Source organism: Micromonospora auratinigra (genome assembly GCF_900089595.1).
GTDB classification, from domain to species: domain Bacteria; phylum Actinomycetota; class Actinomycetes; order Mycobacteriales; family Micromonosporaceae; genus Micromonospora; species Micromonospora auratinigra.
Genome location: NZ_LT594323.1, coordinates 6,089,572 through 6,115,961 on the forward strand (window position 1 = coordinate 6,089,572; position 26,390 = coordinate 6,115,961).

The window sequence follows — 26,390 nt, forward strand, 5'->3', positions numbered from 1 at the left end:
ATGGATGGCCTGAACATCTACCTCGGACTCGGCATCGTGCTGATTCTCGCCGCCTGCCTGGGCGAGGTGGAGGCGCTGGGGGTGCGGATCCCGCCGTTGCGCAGCAAGCCGGTGCGGGTGGTGCTGGGCGTGCTCGGGGTCGTCGCGGTGGTCGCTGCCTTCGTCGCGCCGCTGCCCGGCACGGCGGCGGCGGAGCGCAAGGAGCGCACGGCCGCCTACCAGCGGCAGGTGCTGGCCGCCTGCGCCGACGTGTCGTCGACCCGCAAGCTGGGGGACGACGCGCTGCGCCTGGACGAGCGGGGCCGGATCCTGCGGGACCCGACGGTGGCGTTGTTCGAGCGGCAGATCGCCCAGGAGGACGCGGCGTTGGCGCAGCTCTTCGCCCGGGAGACGCCGGCGGACCTGCGCGCCGAGCGGGACGCGGCGCGGGCCGAGTGGGCGGCGGCGCTGACCGTGATGCGCGCCAGCGTCGCCCGGATCCGGGCCCTGCCGCCGGCCTTCACCCAGCAGCAGATGGACGCCGTGGCGGCGGGGGTGGACGCGGAGGCGGCCCAGCACTGGTCCCGGTTCCGCAGCGCGATGTCGGCGCTGGCCGGGGAGACCTGCGCGCTGCCCGCCTGAGCCGGCGGCCGGAGCGGCGGCGGTTACCCGGAGTAGCCGCAACAACATATTCACATGCTTGAAACTTAATCGGTTCAGTAGTTCAGTGGGTGGATGAACCGCGGCTCCCCCGCAGCCGTACCACCATCCCCCGACCCGAAAAGGTGACCATGCGAGGCAGCAGACTCCGCCTGGCACTGACCGCAGCCGCCACCACCCTGGCCGCGGCCTCCGTGCTGACCGTCGTCGGTCCCGCCGACGCGCACACCGTCTCCACCGCCAACCCGAACGCCTCGGCGTCGGCCAAGAGCGTGCTCAACTGGCTGGGCCACCTGCCCAACCGCAGCAGCAACCGGATCGCCTCCGGCTTCTTCGGCGGCTACAGCAACAGCGGCTTCTCGCTGAGCCAGACCGAGGAGCTGAAGACCGCGACCGGGCAGTACCCGGCGATCCTGAGCTGCGACTACGGCTCCGGCTGGGCGACCAGCAGCGACATCACCTCGCTGGTCGACTACTCCTGCAACTCGTCGCTGAAGTCCTGGTGGAACAGTGGCGGCCTGGTCACCGTCAGTGTCCATTCGCCCAGCCCGGCCAACGCCAACGGGGGCGGGCTGAACACCGCGATGACGAACTTCAGCGACCTGCTCAACCCCTCCACCGCCGCCGGGGCCCGGTGGCGGCAGCTGGAGGACAAGATGGCCGCCGGCCTCCAGGACCTGGAGAACGCCGGGGTGCCGGTGCTGTTCCGGCCGTTCCACGAGATGAACGGCGACTGGTTCTGGTGGGGCAACCGCGACCAGAACACCTTCAAGCAGGTCTGGCAGCAGATGTACAGCTACTTCACCACCACGAAGGGGCTCGACAACCTGATCTGGGTCTACTCGGCCGACTTCAGCCGGGGCAACCGTACCGCCTTCTACCCGGGCGGCTCCTACGTGGACATCGTCGGGATGGACGCGTACGACGACAACCCGCAGGTCTCCGGCATCCAGTCGGCGTACACCGAGCTGACCGGGCTGGGCAAGCCGTTCGCGTTCGCCGAGATCGGCCCGGACACCGCCGGCTCGTTCGACTACGGCAAGTGGGTGACCGCGTTCCAGCAGAGCTACCCGCAGACCACCTACTTCCTGGCCTGGAACGACAGCTGGAGCCCGGCGCGCAACCAGGGCGCGAGCACGCTGTTCAACAACTCCTGGATCGCCAACCGGGGCGAGGTGAACCTGGGCACCGTCACCGAGCCGGGTGGCGGCGGCAGCACCACCCCGCCGCCGAGCGGCGGCACGCTGCTCAACGGCTTCGAGTCCGGCACCGAGGGCTGGACCGGCGCAGGAGTCACCGGCGGCCCGTGGCAGGTCAACGAGTGGGCGGCGCAGGGCTCGTACTCGCTGAAGTCCGACGTCAACCTGGGCGCCGGGGCCGCGTACCTGAAGAAGAGCGCGACCACCAGCCTGAGCGGGAGGACCACGCTGCGGGCCACCGCCCGGGTCGCCCCGTGGGGCAGCTTCGGCACCGGCAGCCAGGCCAAGCTGTACGTCAAGACCGGCACCGCCTGGCAGTGGTTCGACGGCGGCTCGGTCGCGGTCACCTCGTCGGGGGTCAACCTGACGCTCAACCTGGCCGGGGTGGCCAACCTCGGTGACGTCCGCGAGATCGGGGTGCAGTTCGTCCCGGGCAGCGGCGCGAGCGGCGGCTCCGCCGTCTACGTCGACAACGTCACCGTCTCCTGACCCCGGCGCGGGGGCCCGGGCCGGTCGCGCCACCGGCCCGGGCCCCCGCCCGGCTCAGCCCAGGTCGGCCAGGGCCGCGCGGGCCTCGTCCGCCGTCGGCCGCTGCGGGTCCGCCGCGAGCAGGCTCTCCAGGCTCCGGCGGTACGCCAGGTCGGTCGCCCCGTCGGCCGGGCACTCGACGTCCGGGGTGACCCCGCACCCCTCCCAGTTGGTGCCGGTGGCCGCGTGCACGGGCCGGGCGACGGGGACGGTCAACTCCAGGTGCGGGTGGGCCCGGAAGCCGACCCGGGGGTGCGCCCCGCCGCGGGTCCGCTCGCCGACCACGGTGGCCCGGCCGAACTGCTGGAGGTCGTACGCCAGCTCCTCGCCGCCGGAGAACGTCTGCGGGCCGGTCAGCACGTGCACCGGCTTGTCCGGGGCGTACCGGGGGACGGGCAGGTGGGCGGCGCTCCAGTACTGCCGGCCCAGGCCGGCCCGGTTGTACATGGTGTGCAGGTGCACCGGTTCGGCGAAGAACCAGCCGCAGATCAGCGCGACGGTGTCCGGGCTGCCGCCCTGGTTGCCGCGCAGGTCGAGCAGGAGCGCGTCGGTGCCGGCGAGCAGGCCCAGCGCCGCGGTCACCGCCGCGCCGCCGAGCTGCGGCGGGGCGAGGAAGGGGCGCAGGTCCAGCAGGCCGACGTTGCCGGGGAGTCGCTCGACCCGGGCCACCCCGCCCATGTGTCGGGCGGTCAGCCCGGCCCAGGCGTCCTCGTCCGGGTCCTCGTCACGCTCGGGCAGCGCGGTGGGGTGGTGCTTGAGGCGTAGGTGCAGGTCGTGGTTGACCGCCTGGAGGTCCTCGGTGACCAGTGCGCCGAGGGCGGCCGGGTCGGCGGCGTCGGCGTACCGGCCGGCGCGCAGCCGGTCGCCCAGGTGGGCGGCGATCCGCTCGGCCACGTCGGCGAGGACGTAGTGCTCGGTGACCAGCTTGGCGCAGCGTTCCACGATCGCGGTGGTCTCATCGGTCTGCATGTCGCGCCCCCGTATCCACAGTGGTGTGCGGCTCAGTAGAGCAACCGGTTGACAAAGCGTCAAGATAATTGGACGCTTTCTGTCGTGACGGACGAGACGATCGAGGCGCTGGAGGTCCGCGGCGCGGCGCACTTCAAGGCGCTCGCGCACCCGTTGCGCCACCGGCTGCTCTTCGCGCTCGGCGCGGGTCCGGCCACGGTCAGCCGGCTCGCCGCGGAGCTGGGCGTCGCCAAGGGCACCGTCGCCCACCACCTCAAGGTGCTCACCGAGGCCGGCATGGTGCGCCCGGCCCACACCCGCCAGGTGCGCGGCGGCACCGAGCAGTACCACGAACGCGCCTTCCGCCGGCTGGTCGGCGGCGAGGGCGACGCCGACGCCACCGCCGCCCTGCTCGGCGCGGTCGCCGAGGAACTGACCGCCGACCCCGACCCGCTGCTGCACCTGCGCCACCTGCGGCTCACCCCCGACCAGGCGGCGCGGCTGCGGTCCACCCTGGACGCGCTGCTCAGCACGGCCGAGGAGGCCGGCCCCGACCAGCCGCGGCACGGCGTGCTGGTGGCCCTCTACCGGCGGAGCGGTTCGACCGTGTCGGCCGAGTGACGCAGACCGATCTGGCGGCGGCATCCTCCGCTGGCTAGGCTGGCGCCGTTCGCCGTCCGCAACCCGGTCCTCACCGTCGAGGTGCGCGTCTTCTCAGAGAGAGCCGGAGCGAATCGTTGTCCCTCAGCAGGACGCGGACCCGGCCGTGACGGCGGGGTCCCGTCGCCCGTTCTCCGGCCGCGTCGGGCTCGTCGTGGCCGTTCTCGTCGTACTCGTCGAAGGGTGCTGGCTGGTCGCCGGGCTGCCCGGCGCGGCCCTGGTCAGCGACCTCGGCGCGGTCACCGTGTCGAGCTGGGCGGCGGTGGCCTGCGCCCGCACCGCCCGCCGGCACCCCGAATCGGTACGCCGGTTCTGGATGCTGCTCGCCGTCACCATGACCCTGGCCGCCCTCGGCCGTACGGTGTGGACGGTGCAGCGGCTCGGCGGCCACCCGCTGCCGCACACCCCGCTCGTCGGGGGCCTGTTCACCGCCGGCATCATCACCGGCACCGCCGCGCTGCTCTGCTCCCTCGCCGCCCCGCGCAGCCTGGTCGGGCAGGCCCGCACCCTGCTCGACGGGGTGATCGTCGCGCTGGCGCTGATCCCGATCGGCTGGGTGGTGGTGTTCCGCGACATCGCCGCCGCCGACCTGGCCGATCCGGTCCGTACCTTCGGGCTGCTCTACCCGATGCTCGACCTGATGCAGCTCACCATCCTGGTGGCGGTCTCCGGCCCGTCGCGGCCCATGTGGCGGGCGCTCACCCTGATCGGGGCCAGCCTGGCCAGCCGGGCCGCCGCCGACGCGGTCTACGTCTCCCTCGTCGCGCACGGCAGCTACACCCCGGGCCACCCGATCGACGTCTGCTGGCCGCTGAGCTACCTGCTGATGGGCATCGCCACCACCTGGCCGCCGCCGACCGGCGGCGACGGCGACGAGGAGACCGGCGAGTCGCCGCTGCCGCCCTGGTGGCGGGTGGCGCTGCCGTATCTGCCGGTGGGCGGCGCGATCGTCGCGGTGATGCTGGCCCGGCGACCCACCGGGCAGACCCCGCACCTGATCTTCTTCGGCATGATGGCGCTGCTCGGGGTGCTGGCCCTGCGCCAGGGCCTGGCCGCCAACGAGAACCTGCGGCTGGTCGCCCGGCTGCGCCGGCTGGCCTACTCCGACCAGCTCACCGGCCTGCCCAACCGGCTCACCTTCAACCGGCGGCTGCGCCGTGCGCTGCGCGGCGACGGCCCGGTCGCCGTGCTGCTGCTCGACCTGGACGGCTTCAAGCAGGTCAACGACCGCTTCGGGCACGCCGCCGGGGACCGGCTGCTGACCACCATCGCGGAGCGGATGCACGACGCGGTGGGCGCCGACGGGATGGTCGCCCGGCTCGGTGGCGACGAGTTCGCGGTGCTGGTCGACGGCGTCCGGCCGGCTCCCCCCGAGCGGCTCGCCGGGCGGCTGCTCGCCGCCCTCGAACCGCTGCCCGGCGAGGAGGACCTGGGTGTGCACCCGTCGGCCAGCATCGGCATCGCCGAGTACGGCCCGCAGCACACCTCGCACACCGACCTGCTCCGCGACGCCGACATCGCCATGTACGCGGCGAAGGCGGCCGGCAAGTCCGCGTACCGGACCTGCACCCGGGAACTGCGCGAGTCGGCGGTGACCCGGGCCGAACTGATCGCCGACCTGCGCCGCGCGGTCGACGAGGGGCAGCTCGTCATGGAGTTCCAGCCCATCGTCGACCTGGCCACCGGCACGGTCACCAGCGCCGAGGCGCTGGTCCGCTGGCGGCACCCCCGCCTCGGCGTGCTCACCCCGGCGAAGTTCCTGCCGCTGGCCGAGGAGACCGGGCTGATCCTGCCGATCGACCGGTGGGTGCTCCGCGAGGCCTGCCGGGCCGCCGCCACCTGGCGGGAGCAGGCCCCCTGGGTCACCGTGGCGGTCAACATCGCCGCCGCGCACCTGCGCCGCCCCGACCTCATCGCCACCGTCACCGGGGCCGTCGGCGCGGCCGGCCTGCCGCCCCGCGCGCTCACCCTCGAACTCACCGAGTCGGCGCTGATCGAGGGCAGCGACGCGGTGCTGGAACGGCTCGCCCAGCTCCGCGAACTCGGCATCCGGATCGCCATCGACGACTTCGGCACCGGCTACTCCTCGCTGAGCTACCTGCACCGGATCCCGGCCACCGAGCTGAAGATCGACCGGTCCTTCGTGTCCCGCCTCGACGCCGGCGACCCCCGGGCGTACGCGACCGTCGAGATGGTCAACCGGCTGGCCCACGCCTTCGACCTGGCCGTGGTCGCCGAGGGGGTGGAGACCGGCGCGCAGCACGCGGCGGTGGCCGCGATCGGCTGCCTGCACGGCCAGGGCTGGCGGTACGGCCGCCCGGCCGCCCTGCCCGACCTGCTCGCCACCCTCACCCCCGCCGACGTCACGCACTGACCGGCCCGGGTGAGGGGGGCCCAAGGTCCCGGCCGGTACGGGGGGTTCGGCCCTGCTGGCGGGGGTGTCCGCCCGGCGACCATGAAACGGTCACCGACACCGCCCCCACCACCCATACGGGAGACCTCTCATGAAGCGACGGACGCTGGATCTGCTGTTCAGCATCGGCGGGCTGGGCCTCGCGGTCCTGCTGCTCGTCGTGGGCATCGTGCTGACCACGAACGCCAACTTCGCCAACAACTACGTGCACGACCAGCTCGCCGCCCAGCACATCAGCTTCAAGCCGGCCGACAAGCTGACCGACGAGGAGAAGAAGTCGGACTGCCTGCGCGAGTACGCCGGCAAGCAGCTCACCACCGGCAAGCAGGCCGAGTGCTACGCCAACGAGTTCATCGGCCTGCACCTGAAGGGCATCGCCGACGGCAAGACCTACGCCGACCTGGGTGCGCCGGAGTCGGCGCTCAAGGCCCAGGTGGCCGAGGCCCAGCAGAGCAACGCCGCCAACCTGGCCGACCTGCAGAAGCAGCTCGCCGGGGTCAGCGCCCAGCGCGACACCGTGTTCAAGGGCGAGACGCTGCGCGGCCTGCTGCTCACCTCGTACGGCTTCAGCGAGTTCGGCCGCAAGGCCGGGCAGGGCGCGCTGGCCATGTACCTCGGCGCGGCGCTGCTGCTGCTGCTCTCGGCCGCCGGCCTGGTGCACGCCGTGCGCACCCCGGCCAGCGAGACCTTCGCCGCCCCCGAGAAGACCAAGGAGCCCGTCACCACCTGACCGACTCCCTCCGCGACCGCCCCCGGCCTCCGCCACCCCCCTCGGAGGCCGGGGGCGGTCGTCTGTGTTGACCCCCGGGTCGGCGGGGGCGGCGGCACAATCGGCTTGACCCTCACGCGGCGTGAGGCGGCAGCCTTGGTCGCGGAAGGGAGGGGACCATGGCGTACACGGTGGGCCAGGTGGCCCGGGCGGCGCACGTGACCGTGCGGACGCTGCACCACTACGACGAGATCGGGTTGCTGTCGCCGAGCGGGCGCACGCCGGCCGGCTACCGGCGCTACGACGACGCGGACCTGGAGCGGTTGCAGCTCATCCGCGCCTACCGGGAGCTGGGGTTCCCGCTGGAGGAGATCGCCGAGATCCTCGACCCGGGCGGCGACCCGCTGCCGCACCTGCGGCGGCAGCACGACCTGCTCACCGGGCGGATCGGCAAGCTGCGGGAGATGGTCGCGGCGATCGAGCTCGCGATGGAGGCGAGAAAGTTGGACATCAAGCTCACCCCGGAGGAACGCTTCGAGGTGTTCGGGGACTTCGACCCGGACGAGCACGCCGAGGAGGCGGAACGGCGCTGGGGCGGCACCGAGGCGTACCGGCAGTCCGCCGAGCGGACGGCGCGTTACTCGAAGGAGGACTGGCAGCGCAACAAGGCCGAGAACGAGGACTGGGGCCGGCGGATCGCCGCGCTGCTCGACTCGGGCGCGCCGGCCGACGGTCCGGAAGCGATGGCGCTGGCGGAGGAGCACCGCCAGCTCATCACCCGCTGGTTCTACGACTGCCCGTACGAGCTGCACACCTGCCTGGCCGACATGTACGTCGGTGATCCCCGGTTCACCGAGTTCTTCGAGGGGATCCGGCCGGGGCTGGCCGCGTACCTGAACGAGGCGATCCACGCCAACGCGATCAGCCGGGCGTGAGCCGGCGGGCGTGGCACGATGACCGGATGTTCATCGTCGCCGGCACCCTCTACGTCGACCCCGCCGAGCGGGACGCCTACCTCGCCTCCTGTGTGGAGGCGGTCCGGGCGGCCCGCTCGGCGCCGGGCTGCGTCGACTTCGCGGTCAGCCCCGACCTGATCGAGCCGGCCCGGATCAACGTCTACGAGCGCTGGGAGTCCGAGGAGCAGCTCCTGGCGTTCCGGAGTTCCGGCCCGGACGAGGAGCAGGCCGTGGCGATCCGGGGCGCCGAGGTCCACCGCTTCCTCATCTCCGGCGTCGAGGCCCCCTGACCTCTAGAGGATCAGGTCGAGCAGGAGTACGCCGGCGAAGCCGACCACCGAGATGATCGTCTCCATCACCGACCAGCTCTTGATGGTCTGCCCGACGGTCAGCCCGAAGTACTCCTTGACCAGCCAGAAGCCGGCGTCGTTGACGTGCGAGAAGAAGAGCGAGCCGCAGCCGACGGCCAGCGCCAGCAGGGCGACCTCCGGGCCCTGCAGGGTGGCCGCGAGCGGGGAGACGATGCCGGCGGCGGTGATGGTGGCGACGGTGGCCGAGCCGGTGGCGACCCGGATGCCGACCGCGACCAGCCAGCCGAGCAGCAGCGGTGACAGGTTCGCGCCCTTGGCGGCGTCGGCGACCAGGTTGCCGACGCCGGCGTCGACGAGCACCTGCTTGAAGCCGCCGCCGGCGGCCACGATCAGCAGGATGCCGGCGATGGCCGGCAGCGAGCCGCCGAGGAAGCCGGAGACCTGGCTGCGGCTGAACCCGGTCCGGTAGCCCAGGAAGATCATGGCGAAGATGACGCCGGCGAGCAGCGCCACGATCGGGGTGCCGGCGATGTCGAGCGCCTTGCGGCCGGTGGTGTCCTCGGCCAGCGTCAGCTCGCCGATCGCGCGCAGCAGCATCAGCACCACCGGCAGCAGCACGGTCACCACGGCGGCCCAGAGCGCGGGGGCGCGGCGGGGGGCCTGCCGCTCGTCGATCGGCTCGCCGGGACGGCCCGCGCCCGGGTTGACCAGGTCGTCCTCGGTGACCAGGTCGCCGTCGGCGTCGAGGCGACCGCCGGCCGGGGTGGTCGGGGTGCCGACGGCGAGGGGCCGGCGGGTGGGCAGCAGCGCCTCCGGGGCGGTGGCCGGGACGTAGCGGGCGATGAAGTTGCCGAAGACCGGGCCGGCGATGATCACGGTCGGGATGGCGACCAGCAGGCCGAGCGCGAGGGTCTGGCCCAGGTTGGCGCCGAGCGCGTCGATGGCGACCAGCGGGCCGGGGTGCGGCGGGACCAGGCCGTGCAGCACGGACAGGCCGGCCAGCGCGGGGATGCCGATCTTCATCAGCGGCACGTCGACCCGGCGGGAGACCAGCAGCACGATCGGCACCAGCAGCACCACGCCGACCTCGAAGAAGAGCGGCAGGCCGATCAGCGCGGCCACGCCGGCCATGGCCCACGGCAGGGCGCCGCCGGAGACCCGGGCGACCACCCGTTCCACGATGCTGTCCGCGCCGCCGGACTCGGCGAGCAGACCGCCGATCATCGCGCCGAGGGCGATCAGCAGGCCGACGCCGCCGACGGTGGAGCCGACGCCGGCGCTGAACGAGGTGATGATCTTGTCGGGGGTCACGCCGGCGACCACGCCGAGCACGGCCGCGCCGAGGATCAGCGCCAGGAACGGGTGGACCTTGCCCCAGGCGATGAGGACGACCACCGCGGCGATGCCGAGCAGGGCGGCGATGACGAGTTGGGTGTTCCCGGCGTTGCTGAGTGGTTCCGCCGGTGCGGCGAGCAGTGTGACCATGGTTGTCTCGACCTTCGGTCAGCCAGTCGTCCGGAACGGGCGATCACTGGGGAGGGGCGGTGGGCGGTGGTTCCGGCGGCAGGCTCGGGGCCAGCCGTCGCAGCGACGCGAACGTGGGCACGAGCGCGTCGTACAGCTCGGAGAAGAGCGGGAGCAGGGCCGCGTAGGTGGCGGCGGCGGCCGGGTCGGGGCGTACCGTCTCGTCGATCTCGACCAGGTCGGCGGCCACGTCGATGGACTCGATCAGGCCGAGCGCCTGCATCCCGAGCAGGGCCGCGCCGAAGCTGGAGCCCTCGTGCCCGGCGGGGAAGCGCACCGGCATGCCGAGCGCGTCGGCGAGCATCTGCCGCCACAGCGGGCTGCGGGCGAAGCCGCCGCTGGCGCGTACCTCGCGGACCTCGTTGCCGGCGGCGCGCACCGAGGCGAGCACCAGGGCGAGCTGCTGGCAGACCCCCTCCAGGGCGGCGCGGACCAGGTGTTCGCGCCGGTGGCCGTGGGTGAGCCCGACGTACGCGCCGCGCGGCAGCGCGCTCCAGTGCGGCGCGCGTTCGCTGAGCAGGTACGGCAGCATGATCAGCCCGCCGGAGCCGACGGGGGCGTGGGCGGCGAGTTCGAGCAGTTCTTCCTCGGCGTGCTCGCCGAGTTCCGGGGCGAGCGTCTCGCCGGCCCACTGGAGCACGATGCCGCCGTTGTTGATCGCCCCGCCGACCACCCAGCGGTGCTCGGTGAGGGCGTAGCAGAAGACGCCACCGAGCGGGTCGACGCCGGGCCGCTCGACCATCACCCGCATCGCGCCGCTGGTGCCGATGGAGCAGGCCACCACGCCGGGGTGCACCGCGCCGAGCCCGAGGTTGGCCAGTGGCCCGTCACCGGCGCCGACCACCAGCGGGGTGTCGGCGGGCAGGCCGGTGGCCCGGGCCGCCTCGGCGGTCAGCCCGGGCAGCACGTGCGTGGTGGGGACGAGCTGCGGCAACTGCTCCTCGGTGATGCCGGCGCGGCGCAGCGCCTCGGCGTCCCAGGCGAGCCGGTGGATGTCCATCAGCCCGGTGGCCGAGGCGACCGAGTGGTCGGTGACCAGCGTGTCGGCCAGCCGCAGCAGCACGTAGTCCTTGATCCCGACCCAGTGCGCGACCCGCTCGTGCAGCTTCGGTTCCTGCTCGGCGAACCAGACCAGCTTGGAGAACGGGGCCATCGGGTGCACGGGGGTGCCGGTGCGCCGGTGCAGGGCCAGCCCGGACGGCACGGCGCGCATCCGTTCGGCCTGGGCGGCGGCCCGCGAGTCGGCCCAGGTGACCGAGGCGGTGAGCGGGGTGCCGTCGGCGTCCAGCCCGATCAGGCTGTGCATGGCGGTGCTGAAGCAGAGGCCGGCGACCGGCCCCGGCAGCTCCGCCACCACGGCCCGGACCGTGCCGAGGACCGCCTCGTAGATCGCTTGGGGGTCCTGCTCGGCGTAGCCGGGGTGCGGCTCGTCGAGCGGGTAGCCGATCGAGTGGGCGGCCAGTTGCCGCCCGCCGGTGTCGAACGCGACGGCCTTGGTGCTGGTGGTGCCGATGTCCACGCCGAGCACGACGGCTGTCCCGTCCACCGTGCGCCACCTCCCGCCGCTGTCGCTGCGGCTGACGTTACCGACGCCGCGACGCCCCCGCATGGCGAAGCGGAGGGCTGCGGGCGGCCGGGAATCGACGCAGCAAGTTCCGCCTATCGTGCGGGTCAATCAGCCGATCGGTCAGATTGGCGACTTTCGCGTGTCTTGCCGGCCTTGCCCCTCAGTTGACGTGAATGACACCCCGATTGGTGGGCTCGCGCGGCGGAGGAGTCGGCGTGACGAAGACTGATTCGACGGGTTCCACATGGCGCTACCGGTGGGCGCACCGGCAGAACGAACGGCGGCAGCAGGCGTTCCGCGCCGCTGACGAGGCCTGGCGACGACGCGACGACGAACTGCGCCGGCTGCGTACCCTCGCCGGGTCCTTCCACGGCTCGACCGAGGCGGGCGTCGGCCTGCCGATGGAGCTGCACCCGGGCGAGGTGGTCTTCTGGACCCTGCCCGCCGCGCAGCTGGTGGAGGTGCGGCACACCGCCGTGCTGCCGGCCCCCGAACTGCTGGTCGAGCCCGACCCGCCGCCGCTGCGCCCGCGCCGCCCCGAGGGGGTCAAGGTCGCCGACGCCGGGCTGGCGGTGCTCACCAACCGCCGGCTGGTGCTGCTGGGCGGGCGCGGCCGGCGCGACTGGACGTACGGGAAGATGACCGGTCTCAGCCACGACCCGGCCGCGCCGGTCACCCTGATCCAGGTGCTCGACCGGCGGCGTACCTCCGGGCTGCTGCTGCCCACCGGCGCGGTCGCCGACTTCCGGTTCAAGCTCACCCTGGCCTTCGCCGACGCGATCGAGCAGCGGGCGGCGGTCGTCGCCCAGCTCGACGCGTTGATCGAGGAGCACACCGCGGCCCGCCCGGTCCGCCCGGCGGTGCTCACCCCCGCCCAGGCGCACCTGTCCGCGCTGGTCCCGGGCGGCCGGCGGACCGTCGCGGCGGGCGCGGCGCTGGCGCTGATCGTGCCGGCGATGCTCTTCGAGTCCGACCCGCCGGTGCGGCCCGGCTCCGACGTGGCCGCCGCGGCCACCCCGGCCCCCACCGGCACGCCCGTGGCCCCGCCGCTGGCCCCGGTGCTGCGCGCCGAGCCGACCGCCGCCCCCCGGCCGGAGCGCGGCCGGAGCGCCCCGAAGACCGGGGCGAGTCCGCACGGCTCGCCGCAGCCGTCCGCCGAGCGCAGCTGCGGCGCCCCGGTGAACCCCTTCGGGTACGACTTCTGCGGCGGCCAGCGGATCCGCAAACCCGCCGCCGGGGTGTGCGACTGGTTCGACTGCGTACCGGGGTTCTGGGCCGGCAAGGGCTGGCTGGTGCAGTGCCGCGACGGCACGGTGAGCCTGACCGGCGGCCAGCGCGACTCGTGCGCCGGCCACCAGGGCTTCCGCCGCACCCTCTGGACCTGACGACGGCCCCGGCCCGGCCCCGGCCTCAGCCGAAGTCGGGGACGGTCAGCGTGCCGTCGGCGGCCAGCGGCAGTCCCGGGTTCCAGGCGATCTCCCACAGGTGCCCGTCCGGGTCGGTGAAGCAGCCGGCGTACCCGCCGTAGAAGGTGTCCCGGGCCGGGCGGGTGAGCGTCGCCCCGGCCTCGACCGCGAGGCTGAGCACGGTGTCGACCTCGGCGCGGTCGGGCACGTTCTGCGCCAGGCTGATCCCGCCGAACCCGTCGCCGCCGGGGTCGGCCAGGCCGGCGTCGTCGGCCAGCTTGGCGCGGCCCCAGAGCACCAGCGCCAGGCCGCCGGCCTGGAAGAACACCGTCTGCTCGACCTCCTGCCCGCGCCAGCCCAGGCGCTCGTAGAAGGTGCGGGCCCGGGCCAGGTCCGCCACGCCGAGGGTGATCAGGCTGACGCGCTGCTGCATCCCCGGACCGTACCCGTCGGCTCGGCGTGCCGGCCGGCTGTGCCTCCCGGTCATGACCGTCCGTGACACGACGCCCCTCCGGCAGGCATCCCTGTAGCGCCTTTGCTCTGCTTCAACGGACGCAACAGTTACCGAAAGCTACCCGGCGGATTCGGCTGATTCGCAAGAACGTGCAGCTCAAGCCGGTGTTGCGTAGGTTGAAGCAGAGCAAAGGCGTCACCGACCACTCCCGGTTGGGCAGCCTTCCAGCACGCAGCGTAACGGTCATGGACCGTTGCGCGGTGTGAGCGTCGGTGGCCCCTGGTGGCTGCCCGCCGGGCCATCCTCACCACCGGGCCATCCTCACCACCTGGTTATCCTCACCACCGGGCCACCGTCGCCGGGACGTCGGCACCGTGGCGGGAGCGCAGCAGCTCCCGGCGGTGCGGGCCGCCGGAGATCCGGTGCAGGCGGTACGCCCCGGGCTTGCCCGCCTCGTCGGCCAGCGCCGAGACGGTCTGCCGGCACACCACCTCCTTGAGCCGCGCGGCGAGCCGACCGGCCAGATGCAGCGGCACCGCCTCGTCGTAGCGGTGGGCGAACTGGAAGGTGCCTCCGCGCCGCCCCAGGCTGAGGCACTGGCCGGCGAAGAGCTGCTGCAGCGGGGCCGGCCGCGCCCCGTCGAGCCGGCTGAGCACCGTGTCGGCGGCCCGGGCGCCCAGCGGGATAGCGGCCTGGCAGCTCATCCGCAGCGGCAGTCCGGACGGGGCCGCCGAGTCGCCGGCCGCGACGATCCGCGCGTCGTCGACGCTGGTCAGCGTCTCGTCGGTGAGCAGCCGACCCAGCGCGTCGGTGCGCAGTCCGCTGCGCGCGGCCAGGTCCGGCACGCCGAACCCGGCGGTCCAGATCGTCACCGCGCTGGGCAGCTCACGGCCGTCGGCGAGCCGCACCGCGTCGGCGGTCACCGTGGTCACCGAGGCGTGCGGGCCGGCCAGCACCGTCACGCCCAGCGCGGCCAGCCGCCGGGCCACCGCGCGCCGGCCGCCCGCGTGCAGGTACGGACCGAGCACACTGCCGCAGACCAGGGTCACCGGCCGGCCCGCCTCGGCCAGCTCGGCGGCGGTCTCGATGCCGGTCGGGCCGCCGCCGACCACGGTCACCGGGGCGGTGGCGGGCGTGGCGTCGAGGACCGGCCGCAGCCGGGCCGCCTCCTCCAGGCCGGCGATCGGGTACGCGTACCGGGCCGCCCCGGGCACCCGCGGGTCGGCGCTGCCGCTGCCCACCGCGTACACCAGGTAGTCGTAGTCGAGGTTGTCGCCGCCGGCCAGCGCCACCCCGCGGCCGGCCGGGTCGATCCGGGTGACCGTGTCGACGGTGAGCCGGACGGCGGGGGCCAGCACGTCGGAGTAGGCGACGACCGCGTCGTCGGAGCCGCCGACCAGCTGGTGCAGGCGGATCCGCTCGACGAAGGTCGCTCGCGGGTTGACCAGCGTGACGCTGACGCCGTCGCGGCTGGTCAGGCGGTTGGCGGCCATCACGCCGGCGTATCCGCCGCCGACCACGACCACCGTCGTTGTGCCCGTCATGATGTCTCCTTCGCTGCCTGGGTTCTGCCCACAAGACACCGACGGGTCGAGGACTGTGACAGGCGGTGAGCCAGGTCACCCGCGTACCGGTCGCGGGGTGCCGGTCAGCGGGAACAGCCCGGCCAGCACCAGCGCCGCGCCGATCGGCAGCAGGTCGAGGTTCACCGCGATCGCCACGAACCCGACCAGCACCAGCACCGGCCCCCAGACCGGGCACAGCCGGGCGGCGGCGGCCCGGTAGAGCAGCACCAGCAGACCCAGTTCGAACAGCGCCGGCCCGCCCAACAGCACCAGGTCCGACGGGGGCGCCGCCTCGGCGAAGCGCGGGAACAGGTCGCCCAGGATCACCCAGGCGAAGCCGACCGTGCCGAGCAGGCCGGCCGCCGTCGCCAGGTCGTCCACCGTCCGTCCCCGGGGCGAGCGGGTACGCAGCAGCCCGCGCAGCCCGAGCATCACCGCCGCGAACCCGACGACGCCGATCAGGAAGAGGGTGTGCCCGGTCAGCCAGGGCCAGCCGGCCTTGTTCCGGTGTCCGTCCAGGCCGTCCAGCAGGCGCAGCACCCCGTAGCCGAAGAGCAGCAGCGCGGACACCAGCGCGACCGGCCGCACCCAGCGGTACGCGCGAAGGGCGGATGTGTCGATGATCGTCATTGCCCCACCCTTCCCGCCGCCCCGCCCCGGGACATCCGGGCCCGACCCCCACCATCCCCCGACCTCGTACCCCGACCCGGTCTCGGGGCTCACCCCGGGCCGCGCCGCAGCCGCCTGCCGCGATCTTGCAGTTGTGGCCCCCGGGGCGGGCGTTCTGCCCGGAATGAAGGGGCAGCAAGTGCAAGATCGCGAGATGCCGGGTGGCTCGGCGGGTGGCGCGGGATATCCCGTCGCTCGGTGGGGCGGTGGCGGTTACCGTGCAGCGGTGTCCCGCACCGTGACTCTCGCGCTGGTCGATTCCGCTGGTACCCCGCTCGGGGCGTTGCCGTCGTTCGGCGTGCCGGAGCCGTGGTGGCAGGAGGTCGGCTCGATCGTCGACGGGGCACGCCGGCGGTACGGCGTCGAGGTGAGCGTGCTGCGGCTGCTCACCGCCGACCGGGCCGCCCCACCGGGCGGGTGCGTCAGCTACCTGGCCGAGGTGGGCGCGCCGCCGCGCGTACCCCTGGCACCGGTGACCGTGGACCTCGCGCCGCAGCCACGGCGCGCCCCGTGGGCGCAGCCCGGCGGCCCGGCCCGCAGCCTGGCCTGGGCCAAGCGCGAACTCGACCGGCTCGGCCGGCCGGTGACCGGCGTCAACCAGCAGCGCAGCTGGAACCTGTCGGCGATCTGGCGGCTCGACGGGCCGCAGGGCAGCGCCTGGCTCAAGCAGGTGCCCGCGTTCTTCCGGCACGAGGCCGCCGTGCTGCGCTGGCTCGCCACCGCTACCCCCGACCTCGCCCCGACCCTGCTCGCCGCCGACGACACCGGCCGGATCCTGCTCGACCACATTCCCGGCGACGACCGGTACGCCGCCGACCAGGCCGAGCGTGCCGCCATCGCCGCCGACCAGCACACCGTGCAGCGCCGGGCCATCGGCGACGCGGATGCATTGGTGGCGGCCGGCGTCCCCGATCTGCGCGGCCCGACGCTGGCCCGGTGGATCCGCGACCGGCTCGCCGGCCACGACACCTCGGTCGTTGCCGACCTGCTCGCCGATCTCGACGCCCGGATGGACCGGGTGCGCGCGTGCGGCCTGCCCGACACCCTCGTGCACGGCGACCTGCACCCCGGCAACGTGCGCGGCGACGGCCGCAGCCGCACGATCATCGACTGGGGCGACGCGTTCGTCGGGCATCCCGCCTTCGACATCCTGGAGCTGACCGAGGGCCTCGACGAGATCGACACCGCGCCGCTGGTCGCCGCCTGGGCCGCCCGCTGGCGTGCCGAGCGCCCCGACAGCGACCCGGAGCGCGCCGTCGACCTGCTGCGGCCGGTCGCAGCGCTGCGGCTGGCCGCCGTGTACGCGATGTTCCTGGCCAACATCGAACCGAGCGAGCACCCGTACCACCGCGACGACGTCCCGGCCTGCCTGGAGCGTGCCGCAGGACTGGCCTGACAGGGGGCTCGCGTCCGGCGGTCGAAGCGTGCCGATCGGGGGTCGGGCCGCTGCTGCTAATCGGTGGCTCTGGGGTGTCCGGTGCCTGCGTGCTTGATCCAACAGGTGCGGGCGTCGTGGTCCACGAGATACCAGACGCGGCCACCGGCGGTGACCTCGCACTGCCACTGCGGCAGCGTCTTGCCGTTGTGCACCCCGGCAGCGAGGGAGCCTTTGAGCGGGTGCTGGCGGCTGGTCGGTGGTGCGGGGCATGGGATGGCCTCAATGGCGTCGAACGCGGCGCGGGTGTTGGCTGCGGCCTGGCGACACAGCTCTTCCCAGCCCTTGGCCGCGTCGTTGGTGGCGAAGCGCAGCGTGTAGCCACCGGGGCGTGGCGGTGGCGCGGCTCGGTCGCCGCGTTTGGCGCTCACTCGTCGTCCGGGCGCGTGACCAGCCCGAAGTCGTCGGCGCTCGGCGCGGCCAGAACGCGATGCAGGTCGGGGTCGGCGTGGATCTCGGCGGTGTGCCGCCACTCGGCGAGTAGTTGCGACAGCGCCGCGGTGTTGCCCACTGCGGCGGCGGCCTCGGCGGTTGCGACGAACTCGCCTGCCATCTGCGTGGCGTCGGCGGGCGGCAGGAAACGCACCCAGGGCAGCACAGTAGGCAGCGCCTCGCGTACCAGGCCGGGGTCTCGGCGGACCAGACTCGCCAGCAGCCGGGCGGTCAGGTCCACCACCTCCCCTTCAGCCTCGGCCCGGTCAGCGGACATCAGCACCAGGTCGGCAGCGTCACGGCGTCGCAGCCGCACCGCCCGGGCACGGGTCAGCCGCTCAGCGGTCTCTGCGGGCTGGCGCAGCAGTTCGGAGAACGGCACGGACTCCGACGGCATCGACATGACATCAATACTACTTCAGAAGTGGGCGAGGCGCTCTCTGTCGGTGGCTGGCGTGGATGTCGCATCATGGCGTGGTGATCGACTTCAAGCGCAAGCACCATCACAAGAAGAAGAAGCACAACGACTGGTGCGACTGCGACGGCTGCGACTGTGACGGCCCGGACTGCTGCGACTTCGGGCTCTTCTCGTTCCTGCTGACGCTGGGTTCGGTCGCCGCCGGTGTGGTCCGTACGCCCGGAGTGGACCGGGCGGGCCGGGCGGCGATCCTCGGCTACCGGCGCTGGCTGTCGCACCGCTGGCCCGGCCAGTGCCGCTTCACCCCCACGTGCAGCGCCTACGGCCTGGCCGCGGTGGAGAGGTACGGCCTCGCGGCGGGTGGCCGGCTCGCCGCCGACCGGCTGCGCCGCTGCAAGCCGCACGTCCCGCGCGGCACCCACGACCCGCTGCGCTGAGGGTTTGTAACAAGTCGTTGACACAAGCGGCGGAATGTCTCACGCTCCTTGTGTCAACGGCTTGATGCAAGGGAGTGGTTCCATGGTTGGCACGGTGGTCGTCGCGCTCCTGGTGCTGCCGCTGCTGGCCGTCGCGCTGGCCCCGGCACGAGGGCCGGCGGTGGCGACCGCGCCGCCGGCGCGTACCCGGCGACGCTGGCGGGTGGCCGGCTGCGCGGTCGGCACGGTGGTCGCCGTGCTGGCCGCCGGCCTCGATCCGCTGGGCCGGGGCGTGCTGCTGGCCGCGCCGCTGTTCGGGCTCTGCCTGCTCGCCGGGGTGGTGGCCGGGGAGAGCCGGGCACTGCGCCCGACCGGCTCGACCCGGCAGGCCGCCCTGGAGACCCGCCAGCTCCGGCACCACCTGCCGCGCCGCCCGGCCAGGGCGGTCGTCGTCGCCGGGCTGGCCCTGGCCGCCCTGTCGAGCGCGACCACGGCCGCCGCGTCCCCCGACGACCAGGGCCGCGCCGGTCGTGTCCTCGCCTACGACTGCGGCACGGTCGCCGGCTCGCACGGGCCGTGGGCCGGCTCCTTCTACAGCCTGCCGCTGCTGCTGGTGGCCGGCGTCGGCGTGCTGATCGGCGTACTGGCGCTGCGCCGGGTCGTCGGCCGGCCCCGCCCGCAGGCTCCCGACGAGCGGGCCACCGACGACGCCGAACGCCACCGCTCCGCCACGGTGGTCACCGGCGCGGTGGGCGTGCTGATCGCCATCCCGCTGCTCGGCCTCACCCCGTTCACCGTGTCCGGCCTGCTGGCCAGCCCGTGCCGCCCACTGTGGTGGACCGCCGCCGCGACGCTGCTGGTGCTGCTCGTCCCCGCCTGGCTCGCCCTGCTGACGTGGAGCGCCGCTGCCGTGCTGCGCCCCGCCACCTCGGTCACCGTGGCCGAGCCGGTGCCCGCGTGAACTCGTCGCCGACCCTGCGGGTCGACACCGACGACCCCACGCCCCCGTACGAGCAGCTACGCCGGCAGCTCACCGAGCTGATCGTCGCCGGGGTGCTGCCGGCGGGGGAGCGGCTGCCCCCGCTGCGCCAGCTCGCCGGTGACCTCGGGCTGGCCGTCGGCACCGTCGCCCGCACCTACCGGGAGCTGGAGAGCGCCGGCCTGGTCCGCTCCCGCCGGGGCGGCGGCACCCGGGTCGCCGAGCGGGCCGCACCGCGCGCCGACGAGTGCCGGGACGCCCTCGACCGGCACGCCGCCGCGTACCTGCGGCAGGCCCGGCTGCTCGGCGCGGACCGCGAGGCGGCCCTGGACGCGATCCGCCGAGCCTGGAACGCCGACGGATGAGCGCTTCGGCGGTTCGTCGGCCTGCGCCGCCGGGATGAGCGCTCCGGCGGTCCACCGGGCCGGGACCGCCGGGCAGGGCGAGCGCCGCGCCGGATGGTCGCTCGGGTCGGCAGGCGCTGGCACGGGTGTCGCACCATGTCGTCGTGATCGACGACGAGGACGAGCAGCCGAAGAAGGACCGGGACGGGGGGAACTGCGACGTCGCCTCCTGCGACGTCCCCGGCTGTGACGACCTGCCGGGCTGCGACCTGCCCGACTGTGACCTGCCGGGCTGCGACTGCGACGGCCCGGGCGGTTGCGACTTCGGGCTCTTCTCGTTCCTGCTCACCCTCGGCGCGGTGACGGCCGGCGTGGTCCGCGCCCCGGCGGTCGACCGGGCCGGCCGGGCCGCGATCCTCGCCTACCGGCGTTGGCTGTCGCATCGCTGGCCCGGCCAGTGCCGCTTCACTCCCACGTGCAGCGCCTACGGGCTGGCCGCAGTGGAGCGGTACGGCCTCGCGGCGGGTGGCCGGCTCGCCGCCGACCGGGTCCGCCGCTGCAAGCCGCACGTGCCGCGCGGCACCCACGACCCGCTGCGCTGACGCGCCCGGCCGGCCCGCCGCTCACCGCACCGCCGCCGGGCCGGCTGTTCAGCGGAGCGCCGACAACCGCCGCTCACCGCAGCGTCGACCGGCCGGCTGCTCAGCGGAGCACCGGCGAAGCGCTGTTCAGCGCAGCGTCGACGGGCCGCCGAAGACGACCGGGACGCCGGGGGAGTAGAGCACGCTCACCGGCGGCCCCGACACCGCCGGCAGCCCGGCCGCCGTCACCAGGTCGTCGTCGAGGTGCAGCAGCTCCGCCCGGTGCAACGGCCAGCGCGGATGCCAGTTCGGCAGGTGCAGGCTGCGCCCGTACGCCCGGGTGTGCAGGCCCCAGCGCGCGGTGAGGAAGTGTTCCAGCGGCGTCGGCTCGGCGATCGGCTCGCCCACCCGGACCTCGATGCGGCTCGCCGCGCCCGGCGGGCCGGGCCAGCGGCGCCGGCAGCGGTAGGTGAGGCGGTCGCCGTCGCGCTCCAGCCGCATCCACGACCACTTGTACGGCAGCCGCAGGCTCAGCTGCGCCACCAGCACCGGCACCAGCCGCGACGCGTCCAGCGACCGGAACACCACCGCCCGCCGCCCGTGAGCGTCCACCGAGTACAACCGCACGTTGGTCTCCCAGAACGTGCCGAAGTACGGCACCCCCGGGCCGCGCGCGAAACCGAGCCCGACCATCCGGAACCCGATCAGCCCCACATAGGTGACCCCGTCCAGGATGTCCGGGCGGGTGCCGGCGGGCAGCAGCGGCGCGACCACCTCCGGGTCGACCGCCCAGTGCAGGAACGTCAGGTCCTGCCAGCCCTGCCGCAGGCTCGCCCACGGGAACGTGCGGGTGGGCTCGGCGTCGACCGGCTCGATCTCCACCCCGCCATCCTGCTACGCCGGCGCACCCAGGTTCCAGCTCGCCGGCAGGTCGTCGCCGCACATCGCGCAGACGAAGACGGCCTCCTTGACCACGTTCAGCTCGGCACACCGGGGGCAGCATCGGAAGACGAACTCGGCCGTGAACCCGCCCGGACGGTCGAGCCCCGCCCGGTCCAGCGCCTCCGCCACCGCCGGCCAGCACGACGGCTCCGGGCAGTACCCGGTCGACTGGTTGGTGACCTCCACGACCGCCGCGCCGCCCGTACGCCGGACGAACGTCACCTCCCCGGCGGCCAGCACCGGGCCGCCGCCGGCGCACGCCACGTGCTCGCTGTGGCGCGGCGCGAGCCGCAGCACCCCGTCGACGTCGACCACGTACGTGAACGGCTCCGCCAGCTCCCGCGGATCGACCCGGTCCACCCAGGCCCGGAAGTCTGTCGTCGAGCGCATCGGCCGACCCGTGCTCTGGTCAGTCGCAGCGGCGGCGATCTCCGGCGGGCCCACGTACCGGTAACGCCGTCGGCTCACCGGCCGACCGTAACCTCCGCCGGGCCCGGCGTCGCCCGAGTTACGCCCCCGCGTAGTAGTGCTCGTACCAGCGGGACCGCTCCGCCACGTCGAAGTCCGCCACGTCCTCGGGGTCGCACTCGGCCAGGTACGCCAGCACCTCGTCGGCCTCCGCCGTGCCGAGGGTGCGCAGGTGGTCGAGGGTGCGCTCCCGGCCGGCACCGCAGAGCAACTGCCACTCCACCGAGCAGCCGGCGTCGAAGCTGGACCGCTCGGCCCGCCAGATCAGCAGCACGTCGGCGAGGTCACCGCGCAGGAAGAGCTGGGTCGCGGCCAGGTGGATCAGGAGACTGTCGTTCGACGGTCCGAGGGCGGTCTGCTGGCGCAGCAGCTCGCGTACCGGCTCCGGGTCGGCGGGGTGCAGGCCGTGCCGGGCGTACCACTCGTCCTCGTCCACCAGCGCATCATCCTCCTGGCCAATGTCGGACCGGGCTGCTGGGATGGGCCGATGAGCGACCCCGACGTGCGCCGCAGCGTGGATACCGTGTGGCGGATGGAGGCCGGCCGGGTGATCGCCGCCATCGCGGCGGTGGTGCGCGACGTCGGCCTCGCCGAGGAACTCGCCCAGGACGCGCTCGTCGCCGCCCTGCAACGGTGGCCGCACGACGGCGTGCCGGCCAACCCCGGCGCGTGGCTGGTCACCGTCGGCAAGCGCCGCGCCGTGGATGCGCTGCGCCGCGAACAGACCCGCCGGCGTACGCTCGCCGAACTCGGCCGCGACCTCGACGACCAGGTCACCGACGACCTCGACGCGGGGGAGCGGATCGAGGACGACCTGCTGCGCCTGATCTTCGTCGCCTGCCACCCGGTCCTGTCGCCGATCGCCCGCGCCGCCCTCACCCTGCGGCTGCTCGGCGGGCTCAGCACCGGCGAGATCGCCCGCGCCTTCCTCACCACCGAACCCACCGTCGGGCAGCGGATCACCCGGGCCAAGCAGACCCTCGCCACCGCCAAGGTGCCGTTCGAGGTGCCGGGCCCGGCCGAGCGCGCCGACCGCCTCGACTCCGTCCTGGAGGTCGTCTACCTGATCTTCAACGAGGGGTACGCGGCCACCGCCGGCGACGACTGGATGCGTCCCACCCTGTGCCAGGAGGCGTTGCGCCTGGCCCGGCTGTTGCAGGGGCTGATGCCCGACGAACCCGAGGTGCACGGCCTCGCCGCGCTGCTGGAGATCCAGGCGTCGCGCACCCGGGCGCGTACCGGCCCCGACGGGGAACCCGTGCTCCTCAACGACCAGGACCGCAGCCGCTGGGACCGGATCCTCATCGGCCGCGGCCTCGCCGCCCTCGACCGGGCCCGCACCGCTGACCCCGGCCCGTACGCCCTGCAGGCCGAGATCGCCGCCTGCCACGCGCGGGCGCGTACCCCCGCCGAGACCGACTGGGCGCGGATCGCGGACCGGTACGCGGAGCTGGCGCGGCTCGTGCCGTCGCCGGTGATCGAGCTGAACCGGGCCGTCGCCGTCGCCCAGGCCCACGGCCCCGCCGCCGGCCTGGCGCTGGCTCGCGCGCTGGCCGACGAACCGGCGCTCGCCGGCTACCACCTGCTGCCCAGCGTGCTCGGTGACCTGCTGTTCAAGCTGGGTCGGCACGACGAGGCCCGGGCCGAGTTCGCACGGGCCGCCGCGCTCACCGGCAACGCCCGGGAACGCGCGCTGCTGCTGGAGCGGGCCGCCGCATGCGGTGCGGAAAAATTGTGAGACCCGATGTCGGATCCCGGCCACCTCGCACGACGCGTCAGTGAGAACCACCGACGAGGAGATCGAGATGACCAGTACGACACTGACCCGCCCCGGGACGACCCGGGCCGTCCCGACCGCCGCCCTGCTCACCGCCGGTGCCGCCGTCGGGCCGCTGTTCCTGGGGCTGGGCCTGGTCCAGGCGTACACCCGCGACGGTTTCGACCTGAGCCGGCAGCCGCTGAGCCTGCTCACGCTCGGCGAGCACGGGTGGATCCAGATCGCCAACTTCGTGCTGTCCGGGCTGCTGGCCCTCGCCGGCGCGGCCGGGCTGCGGCGGGCGCTGCGCGGCGGTCAGGCCGGCACGTGGGGGCCGGCGCTGGTGGCCGTCCTCGGCGTCGGCCTGATCGTCGCCGGGCTGCTGCGGCCCGACCCGAGCATGGGCTGGCCGGCGGGCGCCCCGGCGGGCGAGCCGGAGACGATGAGCTGGCACTCCTACGGCCACGGCGTCGGGGCGATGCTCTCCTTCGGGTCGCTGATCGTGGCCTGCCTGGTGCTGGCCCGCCGGTTCGGGCGGCTGGGGGCGGTGCTGTCGGTCGCCGCCGCCGTGGCGACCATCGCCGTGATGGCCCTGCCGGAGGTCGCCATCAGCGTCCAGATGGTGCTCGGCGCACTCATCGTCTTCGGCTGGCTCACGGCCGTCTTCGTCCACGTCCTGATCGAGAGGAACCACTGACCATGCGCTACCTGTTGATGCACCGGCTCGACGAGGCCGAACCCCGCAACTTCGAGCCGTCCCCGGAGTTCCTGGCGCGGATGGGGGAGTTCGTGACGGAGGCCAACCGGGCCGGCATCCTGCTCGCCGCCGAAGGGCTCTGCAAGAGCAGCGACGACTCGGCGCGGATCACCGCGACGAAGGGGAAGAAGACCGTCACCGACGGGCCGTTCACCGAGACCAAGGAGCTGATCGCCGGCTTCGGACTGGTCGACGTGCGGTCGAAGGAGGAGGCGGTGGAGTGGGCGAAACGGTTCGTCGACGTGTTCGTGCAGAGCGGCCTGGACGTGGAGGTCGACGTACGGCGGGTCAACGAGGGGCCGCACCCGGGCTGAGCCGGGCACCCGCGGGTGCTCCGGCGGGCGGAAGGCGGCTGCGTGCCGCCTTCCGCCGTCACGAACTGCGGCGCCGCTCCGGCCCTTCCGGTGGCGGACCGAACGGGCCCTGCTGCGCCGGAATGATCAGGTGCACGTTGCGGGGCTCGTCGTCGTTGTCCGTCTTGATCCGCAGGTCGGTGACGGTGGAGCCGTGCAGGACCACCACGCTCCCGTCGTCGCCCGCGACCACGTTCGTGACCGTGCCGGGCACGCCGGTGGCTTGCCGGGCGAGCAGCCGCTGCACCACCCGGACCGTCGGCAGCAGGTGCGGGGCCAGCGCCACGATCGCCGCCACGTGCACGGTGAGCTGCAGCAGGTCGGTGAGGTATCCGAACGACACCGAGCCGGCCACGGCGGTGGCCAGGAAGTAGACGATCAGGATCAGCAGGAACCGGGTGATGTGCTCCGCGTCCTCCTTGGCCGCCTCGACACCCCGGCGCTGGAAGGCCACGTCCCCCTCGTCGTTGTGCGACCGGGGCCGCCAGCCGCGGAAGTCCCCGCCGGCGGTGACGAAGTTGTACGTCACCGACTCGCCGTGCTCCAGGTGGTCGATGCGGTACCGGCGTTCCGCCTGCGGATGGTGCGACTCGCCGACGAGGGTGACGCCGAGTTCCGGTTCGGGTTCCGGAGCGAGGTACGCCTCCAGCAGCGTCGCGCGCTCCGGGAAGGTGAACCGCAGGTGGTGGTTCTTCACCACCCGGTTGCCGGTGTTCGTGATCCGGCACCGGACGTGGGCGAGGTCGCCCACCTCGCGTCCGCTGTAGAGGATCTTCACCCGGGATCGGATGTCCGGCTGCACCTCGATCAGCGCCCGCGCGACCTCGACCTCGTAGGACAGCCGCCGCAAGGGTTCGCGCCGCGCCTTGAGCCGATCGACCACGTACGCCCCGAGGATGCCGAGGATCGCGCCGATCACGGTCAGGGCGAGCTTCTCGGTGAGGCTGTCGGGGGCGATGGTCGTCAAGGCGAAGCTCACAGGCCGTCCCTTCCGCGACTACTGGGATAGATCACCATAGTCGAAGAGTTGTCACGGGTTGACGGAGAGTATTTCCACCCGTGGACGTCACTGTTACGCCGGCGTCCTCGTCAGGACCGGTATGAGAGGCATCGTCCGCGCGGTCACCGCCCTGCTCGGTCTCGCGTCCCTGGTGGTCGGCGGCTGGGCGCTGACCGCACCCACCTCGCTCAGCGAGGCGGTCAACTTCCCACCCAGCGAGCACTTCGTGCACGACGTCGGGGCGTTCCAGCTCGGCATCGCCGCCAGCCTGCTGCTCGCGCTCATCTGGTCGGACGCGCTGGCCGTCGCGCTCGCCGGCTACCTGGTCGGGGCCGCCGCGCACACCGTCTCGCACGCCGTCGACCACGACCTCGGCGGCTCCGTCACCCAGACGCTGCTGGTGCTGGCCACCGCCGGGCTCGCCCTGGTCGCGCTGGTGCTGCGGCTGCGCGAACTGGGCTGGGTCACCGGGTACGTCGACCCGACGCCCGCCCCGATCTGGGTGCCGTTCGTCCGGCAGAAGACGGCGGTGCTGACGACGTACAAGCGGGACGGGACGGCGGTCGCGACTCCGTTGAGCGTGGCGGTGGTGGGGGAGCGGGCGTACGTGCGCAGCTTCGAGAAGGCGTGGAAGACACGGCGGATGCGGAACAACCCGCGGGTGTTGTTGGCACCGTCGACGACGCGGGGGCGGGTGACCGGGCCTGCCGTGGAGGCGACGGCGCGGCGGTTGGAGGAGGCGGAGGCTGCGTTGGCGGTGCGGGCGCTGCGGCGGAAGCATCCGCTGTTGCAGGGGGTGCTGGTGCCGCTGGCACACCGGTTCGGCCGAGCGAAGACCGGCCGAACCGTTCACTTTGTACTCAATCCTCGGCAGTGATCGGCCCTTGCGGGGCAGGGTGGATGGCCGGTCGGATGATCGGGCGTCGTCACGTTTACTGATCTCGATCGCCCAAACCGTCCC

29 protein-coding genes are annotated in these 26,390 nt (G+C 73.8%); 17 read left to right on the forward strand and 12 right to left on the reverse strand.

What is annotated here, in order from left to right; genetic code table 11:
• On the forward strand, positions 1-621 hold the full coding sequence (locus tag GA0070611_RS27810) for a hypothetical protein (protein WP_091670908.1): 621 nt from the start codon (positions 1-3) through the stop codon (positions 619-621).
• Between the two features lie 149 nt (positions 622-770).
• Positions 771-2,327 carry a glycosyl hydrolase gene (locus GA0070611_RS27815; RefSeq protein ID WP_091670912.1) on the forward strand — a complete coding sequence of 519 codons (1,557 nt, stop codon included), beginning with the start codon at positions 771-773 and terminating at the stop codon, positions 2,325-2,327.
• 54 nt (positions 2,328-2,381) lie between these two features.
• Here GA0070611_RS27815 and GA0070611_RS27820 read toward each other — a convergent pair whose 3' ends face one another.
• The gene (locus GA0070611_RS27820) at positions 2,382-3,335 is read right to left on the reverse strand and encodes a S41 family peptidase (RefSeq protein ID WP_091670915.1); all 954 of its coding nucleotides are present in this window, start codon (positions 3,333-3,335) and stop codon (positions 2,382-2,384) included.
• Between the two features lie 84 nt (positions 3,336-3,419).
• Between GA0070611_RS27820 and GA0070611_RS27825 the strand changes: the two genes are divergently transcribed.
• The 5 genes from GA0070611_RS27825 (at position 3,420) to GA0070611_RS27845 (ending at position 8,342) form a co-directional block, all read left to right on the forward strand.
• On the forward strand, positions 3,420-3,935 hold the full coding sequence (locus GA0070611_RS27825) for an ArsR/SmtB family transcription factor (RefSeq protein ID WP_091670920.1): 516 nt from the start codon (positions 3,420-3,422) through the stop codon (positions 3,933-3,935).
• Between the two features lie 145 nt (positions 3,936-4,080).
• Positions 4,081-6,348 carry a putative bifunctional diguanylate cyclase/phosphodiesterase gene (locus tag GA0070611_RS27830; RefSeq protein ID WP_197675810.1) on the forward strand — a complete coding sequence of 756 codons (2,268 nt, stop codon included), beginning with the start codon at positions 4,081-4,083 and terminating at the stop codon, positions 6,346-6,348.
• 130 nt (positions 6,349-6,478) lie between these two features.
• The gene (locus GA0070611_RS27835) at positions 6,479-7,117 is read left to right on the forward strand and encodes a hypothetical protein (protein ID WP_091670923.1); all 639 of its coding nucleotides are present in this window, start codon (positions 6,479-6,481) and stop codon (positions 7,115-7,117) included.
• A 158-nt stretch (positions 7,118-7,275) separates the two neighbouring features.
• Complete coding sequence (locus tag GA0070611_RS27840; RefSeq protein ID WP_091670927.1) at positions 7,276-8,031, forward strand: MerR family transcriptional regulator; 756 nt, start codon at positions 7,276-7,278, stop codon at positions 8,029-8,031.
• A gap of 26 nt (positions 8,032-8,057) precedes the next feature.
• Entirely contained in the window at positions 8,058-8,342 is a 285-nt protein-coding gene (locus tag GA0070611_RS27845; RefSeq protein ID WP_091670931.1) for a putative quinol monooxygenase, read from the forward strand.
• A 3-nt stretch (positions 8,343-8,345) separates the two neighbouring features.
• On the opposite strand, the gene GA0070611_RS27850 is transcribed toward GA0070611_RS27845, so the two are convergent.
• Together GA0070611_RS27850 and GA0070611_RS27855 are read right to left on the reverse strand one after the other, a co-directional pair.
• Complete coding sequence (locus GA0070611_RS27850; protein ID WP_091670935.1) at positions 8,346-9,848, reverse strand: GntT/GntP/DsdX family permease; 1,503 nt, start codon at positions 9,846-9,848, stop codon at positions 8,346-8,348.
• 43 nt (positions 9,849-9,891) lie between these two features.
• Positions 9,892-11,433 carry a gluconokinase gene (locus GA0070611_RS27855; protein ID WP_091670939.1) on the reverse strand — a complete coding sequence of 514 codons (1,542 nt, stop codon included), beginning with the start codon at positions 11,431-11,433 and terminating at the stop codon, positions 9,892-9,894.
• Between the two features lie 236 nt (positions 11,434-11,669).
• Here GA0070611_RS27855 and GA0070611_RS27860 point away from each other — a divergent pair, with 236 nt between their 5' ends.
• The gene (locus GA0070611_RS27860) at positions 11,670-12,839 is read left to right on the forward strand and encodes a hypothetical protein (RefSeq protein ID WP_091670943.1); all 1,170 of its coding nucleotides are present in this window, start codon (positions 11,670-11,672) and stop codon (positions 12,837-12,839) included.
• A 25-nt stretch (positions 12,840-12,864) separates the two neighbouring features.
• On the opposite strand, the gene GA0070611_RS27865 is transcribed toward GA0070611_RS27860, so the two are convergent.
• From GA0070611_RS27865 to GA0070611_RS27875, 3 genes are all read right to left on the reverse strand, one after another.
• Positions 12,865-13,293: a VOC family protein gene (locus GA0070611_RS27865; RefSeq protein WP_091670946.1), complete on the reverse strand. Its 429-nt coding sequence runs from the start codon at positions 13,291-13,293 to the stop codon at positions 12,865-12,867.
• A gap of 359 nt (positions 13,294-13,652) precedes the next feature.
• Positions 13,653-14,858 carry an NAD(P)/FAD-dependent oxidoreductase gene (locus GA0070611_RS27870; protein ID WP_091670950.1) on the reverse strand — a complete coding sequence of 402 codons (1,206 nt, stop codon included), beginning with the start codon at positions 14,856-14,858 and terminating at the stop codon, positions 13,653-13,655.
• A gap of 75 nt (positions 14,859-14,933) precedes the next feature.
• Positions 14,934-15,509 (reverse strand): hypothetical protein, encoded by a 576-nt coding sequence (locus tag GA0070611_RS27875; RefSeq protein WP_091670953.1) that lies wholly within the window; start codon positions 15,507-15,509, stop codon positions 14,934-14,936.
• A gap of 265 nt (positions 15,510-15,774) precedes the next feature.
• Here GA0070611_RS27875 and GA0070611_RS27880 point away from each other — a divergent pair, with 265 nt between their 5' ends.
• Entirely contained in the window at positions 15,775-16,944 is a 1,170-nt protein-coding gene (locus tag GA0070611_RS27880) for a phosphotransferase family protein (protein ID WP_091670957.1), read from the forward strand.
• Between the two features lie 56 nt (positions 16,945-17,000).
• Here the strand turns inward: GA0070611_RS27880 and GA0070611_RS27885 are convergent, their stop codons facing one another.
• Both GA0070611_RS27885 and GA0070611_RS27890 read right to left on the reverse strand, forming a co-directional pair.
• The gene (locus GA0070611_RS27885) at positions 17,001-17,354 is read right to left on the reverse strand and encodes a hypothetical protein (protein ID WP_091670961.1); all 354 of its coding nucleotides are present in this window, start codon (positions 17,352-17,354) and stop codon (positions 17,001-17,003) included.
• Complete coding sequence (locus tag GA0070611_RS27890) at positions 17,351-17,818, reverse strand: hypothetical protein (RefSeq protein WP_231921245.1); 468 nt, start codon at positions 17,816-17,818, stop codon at positions 17,351-17,353. The genes GA0070611_RS27885 and GA0070611_RS27890 overlap by 4 nt, the downstream gene beginning before the upstream one ends.
• 74 nt (positions 17,819-17,892) lie before the next feature.
• Here GA0070611_RS27890 and yidD (GA0070611_RS27895) point away from each other — a divergent pair, with 74 nt between their 5' ends.
• The 4 genes from yidD (GA0070611_RS27895) (at position 17,893) to yidD (GA0070611_RS32550) (ending at position 20,174) form a co-directional block, all read left to right on the forward strand.
• The gene (gene yidD, locus GA0070611_RS27895) at positions 17,893-18,270 is read left to right on the forward strand and encodes a membrane protein insertion efficiency factor YidD (RefSeq protein ID WP_231921246.1); all 378 of its coding nucleotides are present in this window, start codon (positions 17,893-17,895) and stop codon (positions 18,268-18,270) included.
• Between the two features lie 82 nt (positions 18,271-18,352).
• Complete coding sequence (locus tag GA0070611_RS27900) at positions 18,353-19,210, forward strand: hypothetical protein (protein WP_091670969.1); 858 nt, start codon at positions 18,353-18,355, stop codon at positions 19,208-19,210.
• Complete coding sequence (locus GA0070611_RS27905) at positions 19,207-19,593, forward strand: GntR family transcriptional regulator (RefSeq protein ID WP_091670973.1); 387 nt, start codon at positions 19,207-19,209, stop codon at positions 19,591-19,593. The genes GA0070611_RS27900 and GA0070611_RS27905 overlap by 4 nt, the downstream gene beginning before the upstream one ends.
• Before the next feature lie 143 nt (positions 19,594-19,736).
• Positions 19,737-20,174 carry a membrane protein insertion efficiency factor YidD gene (gene yidD, locus GA0070611_RS32550; RefSeq protein ID WP_407940394.1) on the forward strand — a complete coding sequence of 146 codons (438 nt, stop codon included), beginning with the start codon at positions 19,737-19,739 and terminating at the stop codon, positions 20,172-20,174.
• A gap of 126 nt (positions 20,175-20,300) precedes the next feature.
• Here the strand turns inward: yidD (GA0070611_RS32550) and GA0070611_RS27915 are convergent, their stop codons facing one another.
• Genes GA0070611_RS27915 through GA0070611_RS27925 form a run of 3 tightly spaced genes read right to left on the reverse strand, consistent with a single transcriptional unit; the run spans position 20,301 to position 21,999 of the window.
• Complete coding sequence (locus GA0070611_RS27915; RefSeq protein WP_091670980.1) at positions 20,301-21,035, reverse strand: YqjF family protein; 735 nt, start codon at positions 21,033-21,035, stop codon at positions 20,301-20,303.
• A gap of 12 nt (positions 21,036-21,047) precedes the next feature.
• Positions 21,048-21,563 carry a hypothetical protein gene (locus tag GA0070611_RS27920; RefSeq protein ID WP_091670985.1) on the reverse strand — a complete coding sequence of 172 codons (516 nt, stop codon included), beginning with the start codon at positions 21,561-21,563 and terminating at the stop codon, positions 21,048-21,050.
• A 40-nt stretch (positions 21,564-21,603) separates the two neighbouring features.
• Complete coding sequence (locus GA0070611_RS27925; protein ID WP_091670989.1) at positions 21,604-21,999, reverse strand: hypothetical protein; 396 nt, start codon at positions 21,997-21,999, stop codon at positions 21,604-21,606.
• Positions 22,000-22,050: 51 nt separating this feature from the next.
• Here GA0070611_RS27925 and GA0070611_RS27930 point away from each other — a divergent pair, with 51 nt between their 5' ends.
• The 3 genes from GA0070611_RS27930 (at position 22,051) to GA0070611_RS27940 (ending at position 24,390) form a co-directional block, all read left to right on the forward strand.
• Positions 22,051-23,301 carry an RNA polymerase sigma factor gene (locus GA0070611_RS27930; RefSeq protein ID WP_091670992.1) on the forward strand — a complete coding sequence of 417 codons (1,251 nt, stop codon included), beginning with the start codon at positions 22,051-22,053 and terminating at the stop codon, positions 23,299-23,301.
• A 67-nt stretch (positions 23,302-23,368) separates the two neighbouring features.
• Positions 23,369-24,016, forward strand: a complete 648-nt coding sequence (locus GA0070611_RS27935; RefSeq protein ID WP_091673547.1) for a DUF998 domain-containing protein — start codon at positions 23,369-23,371, stop codon at positions 24,014-24,016.
• Between the two features lie 2 nt (positions 24,017-24,018).
• Positions 24,019-24,390 carry a YciI family protein gene (locus GA0070611_RS27940; protein WP_091670995.1) on the forward strand — a complete coding sequence of 124 codons (372 nt, stop codon included), beginning with the start codon at positions 24,019-24,021 and terminating at the stop codon, positions 24,388-24,390.
• Positions 24,391-24,448: 58 nt separating this feature from the next.
• On the opposite strand, the gene GA0070611_RS27945 is transcribed toward GA0070611_RS27940, so the two are convergent.
• Positions 24,449-25,408 carry a hypothetical protein gene (locus GA0070611_RS27945; RefSeq protein WP_091670998.1) on the reverse strand — a complete coding sequence of 320 codons (960 nt, stop codon included), beginning with the start codon at positions 25,406-25,408 and terminating at the stop codon, positions 24,449-24,451.
• Positions 25,409-25,529: 121 nt separating this feature from the next.
• On the opposite strand from GA0070611_RS27945, the gene GA0070611_RS27950 reads away from it, so the two are divergent.
• A complete protein-coding gene (locus GA0070611_RS27950; RefSeq protein WP_091671002.1) occupies positions 25,530-26,306 on the forward strand; it encodes a PPOX class F420-dependent oxidoreductase in 777 nt (258 codons plus the stop codon).
• The last annotated feature ends 84 nt before the right edge of the window (positions 26,307-26,390 follow it).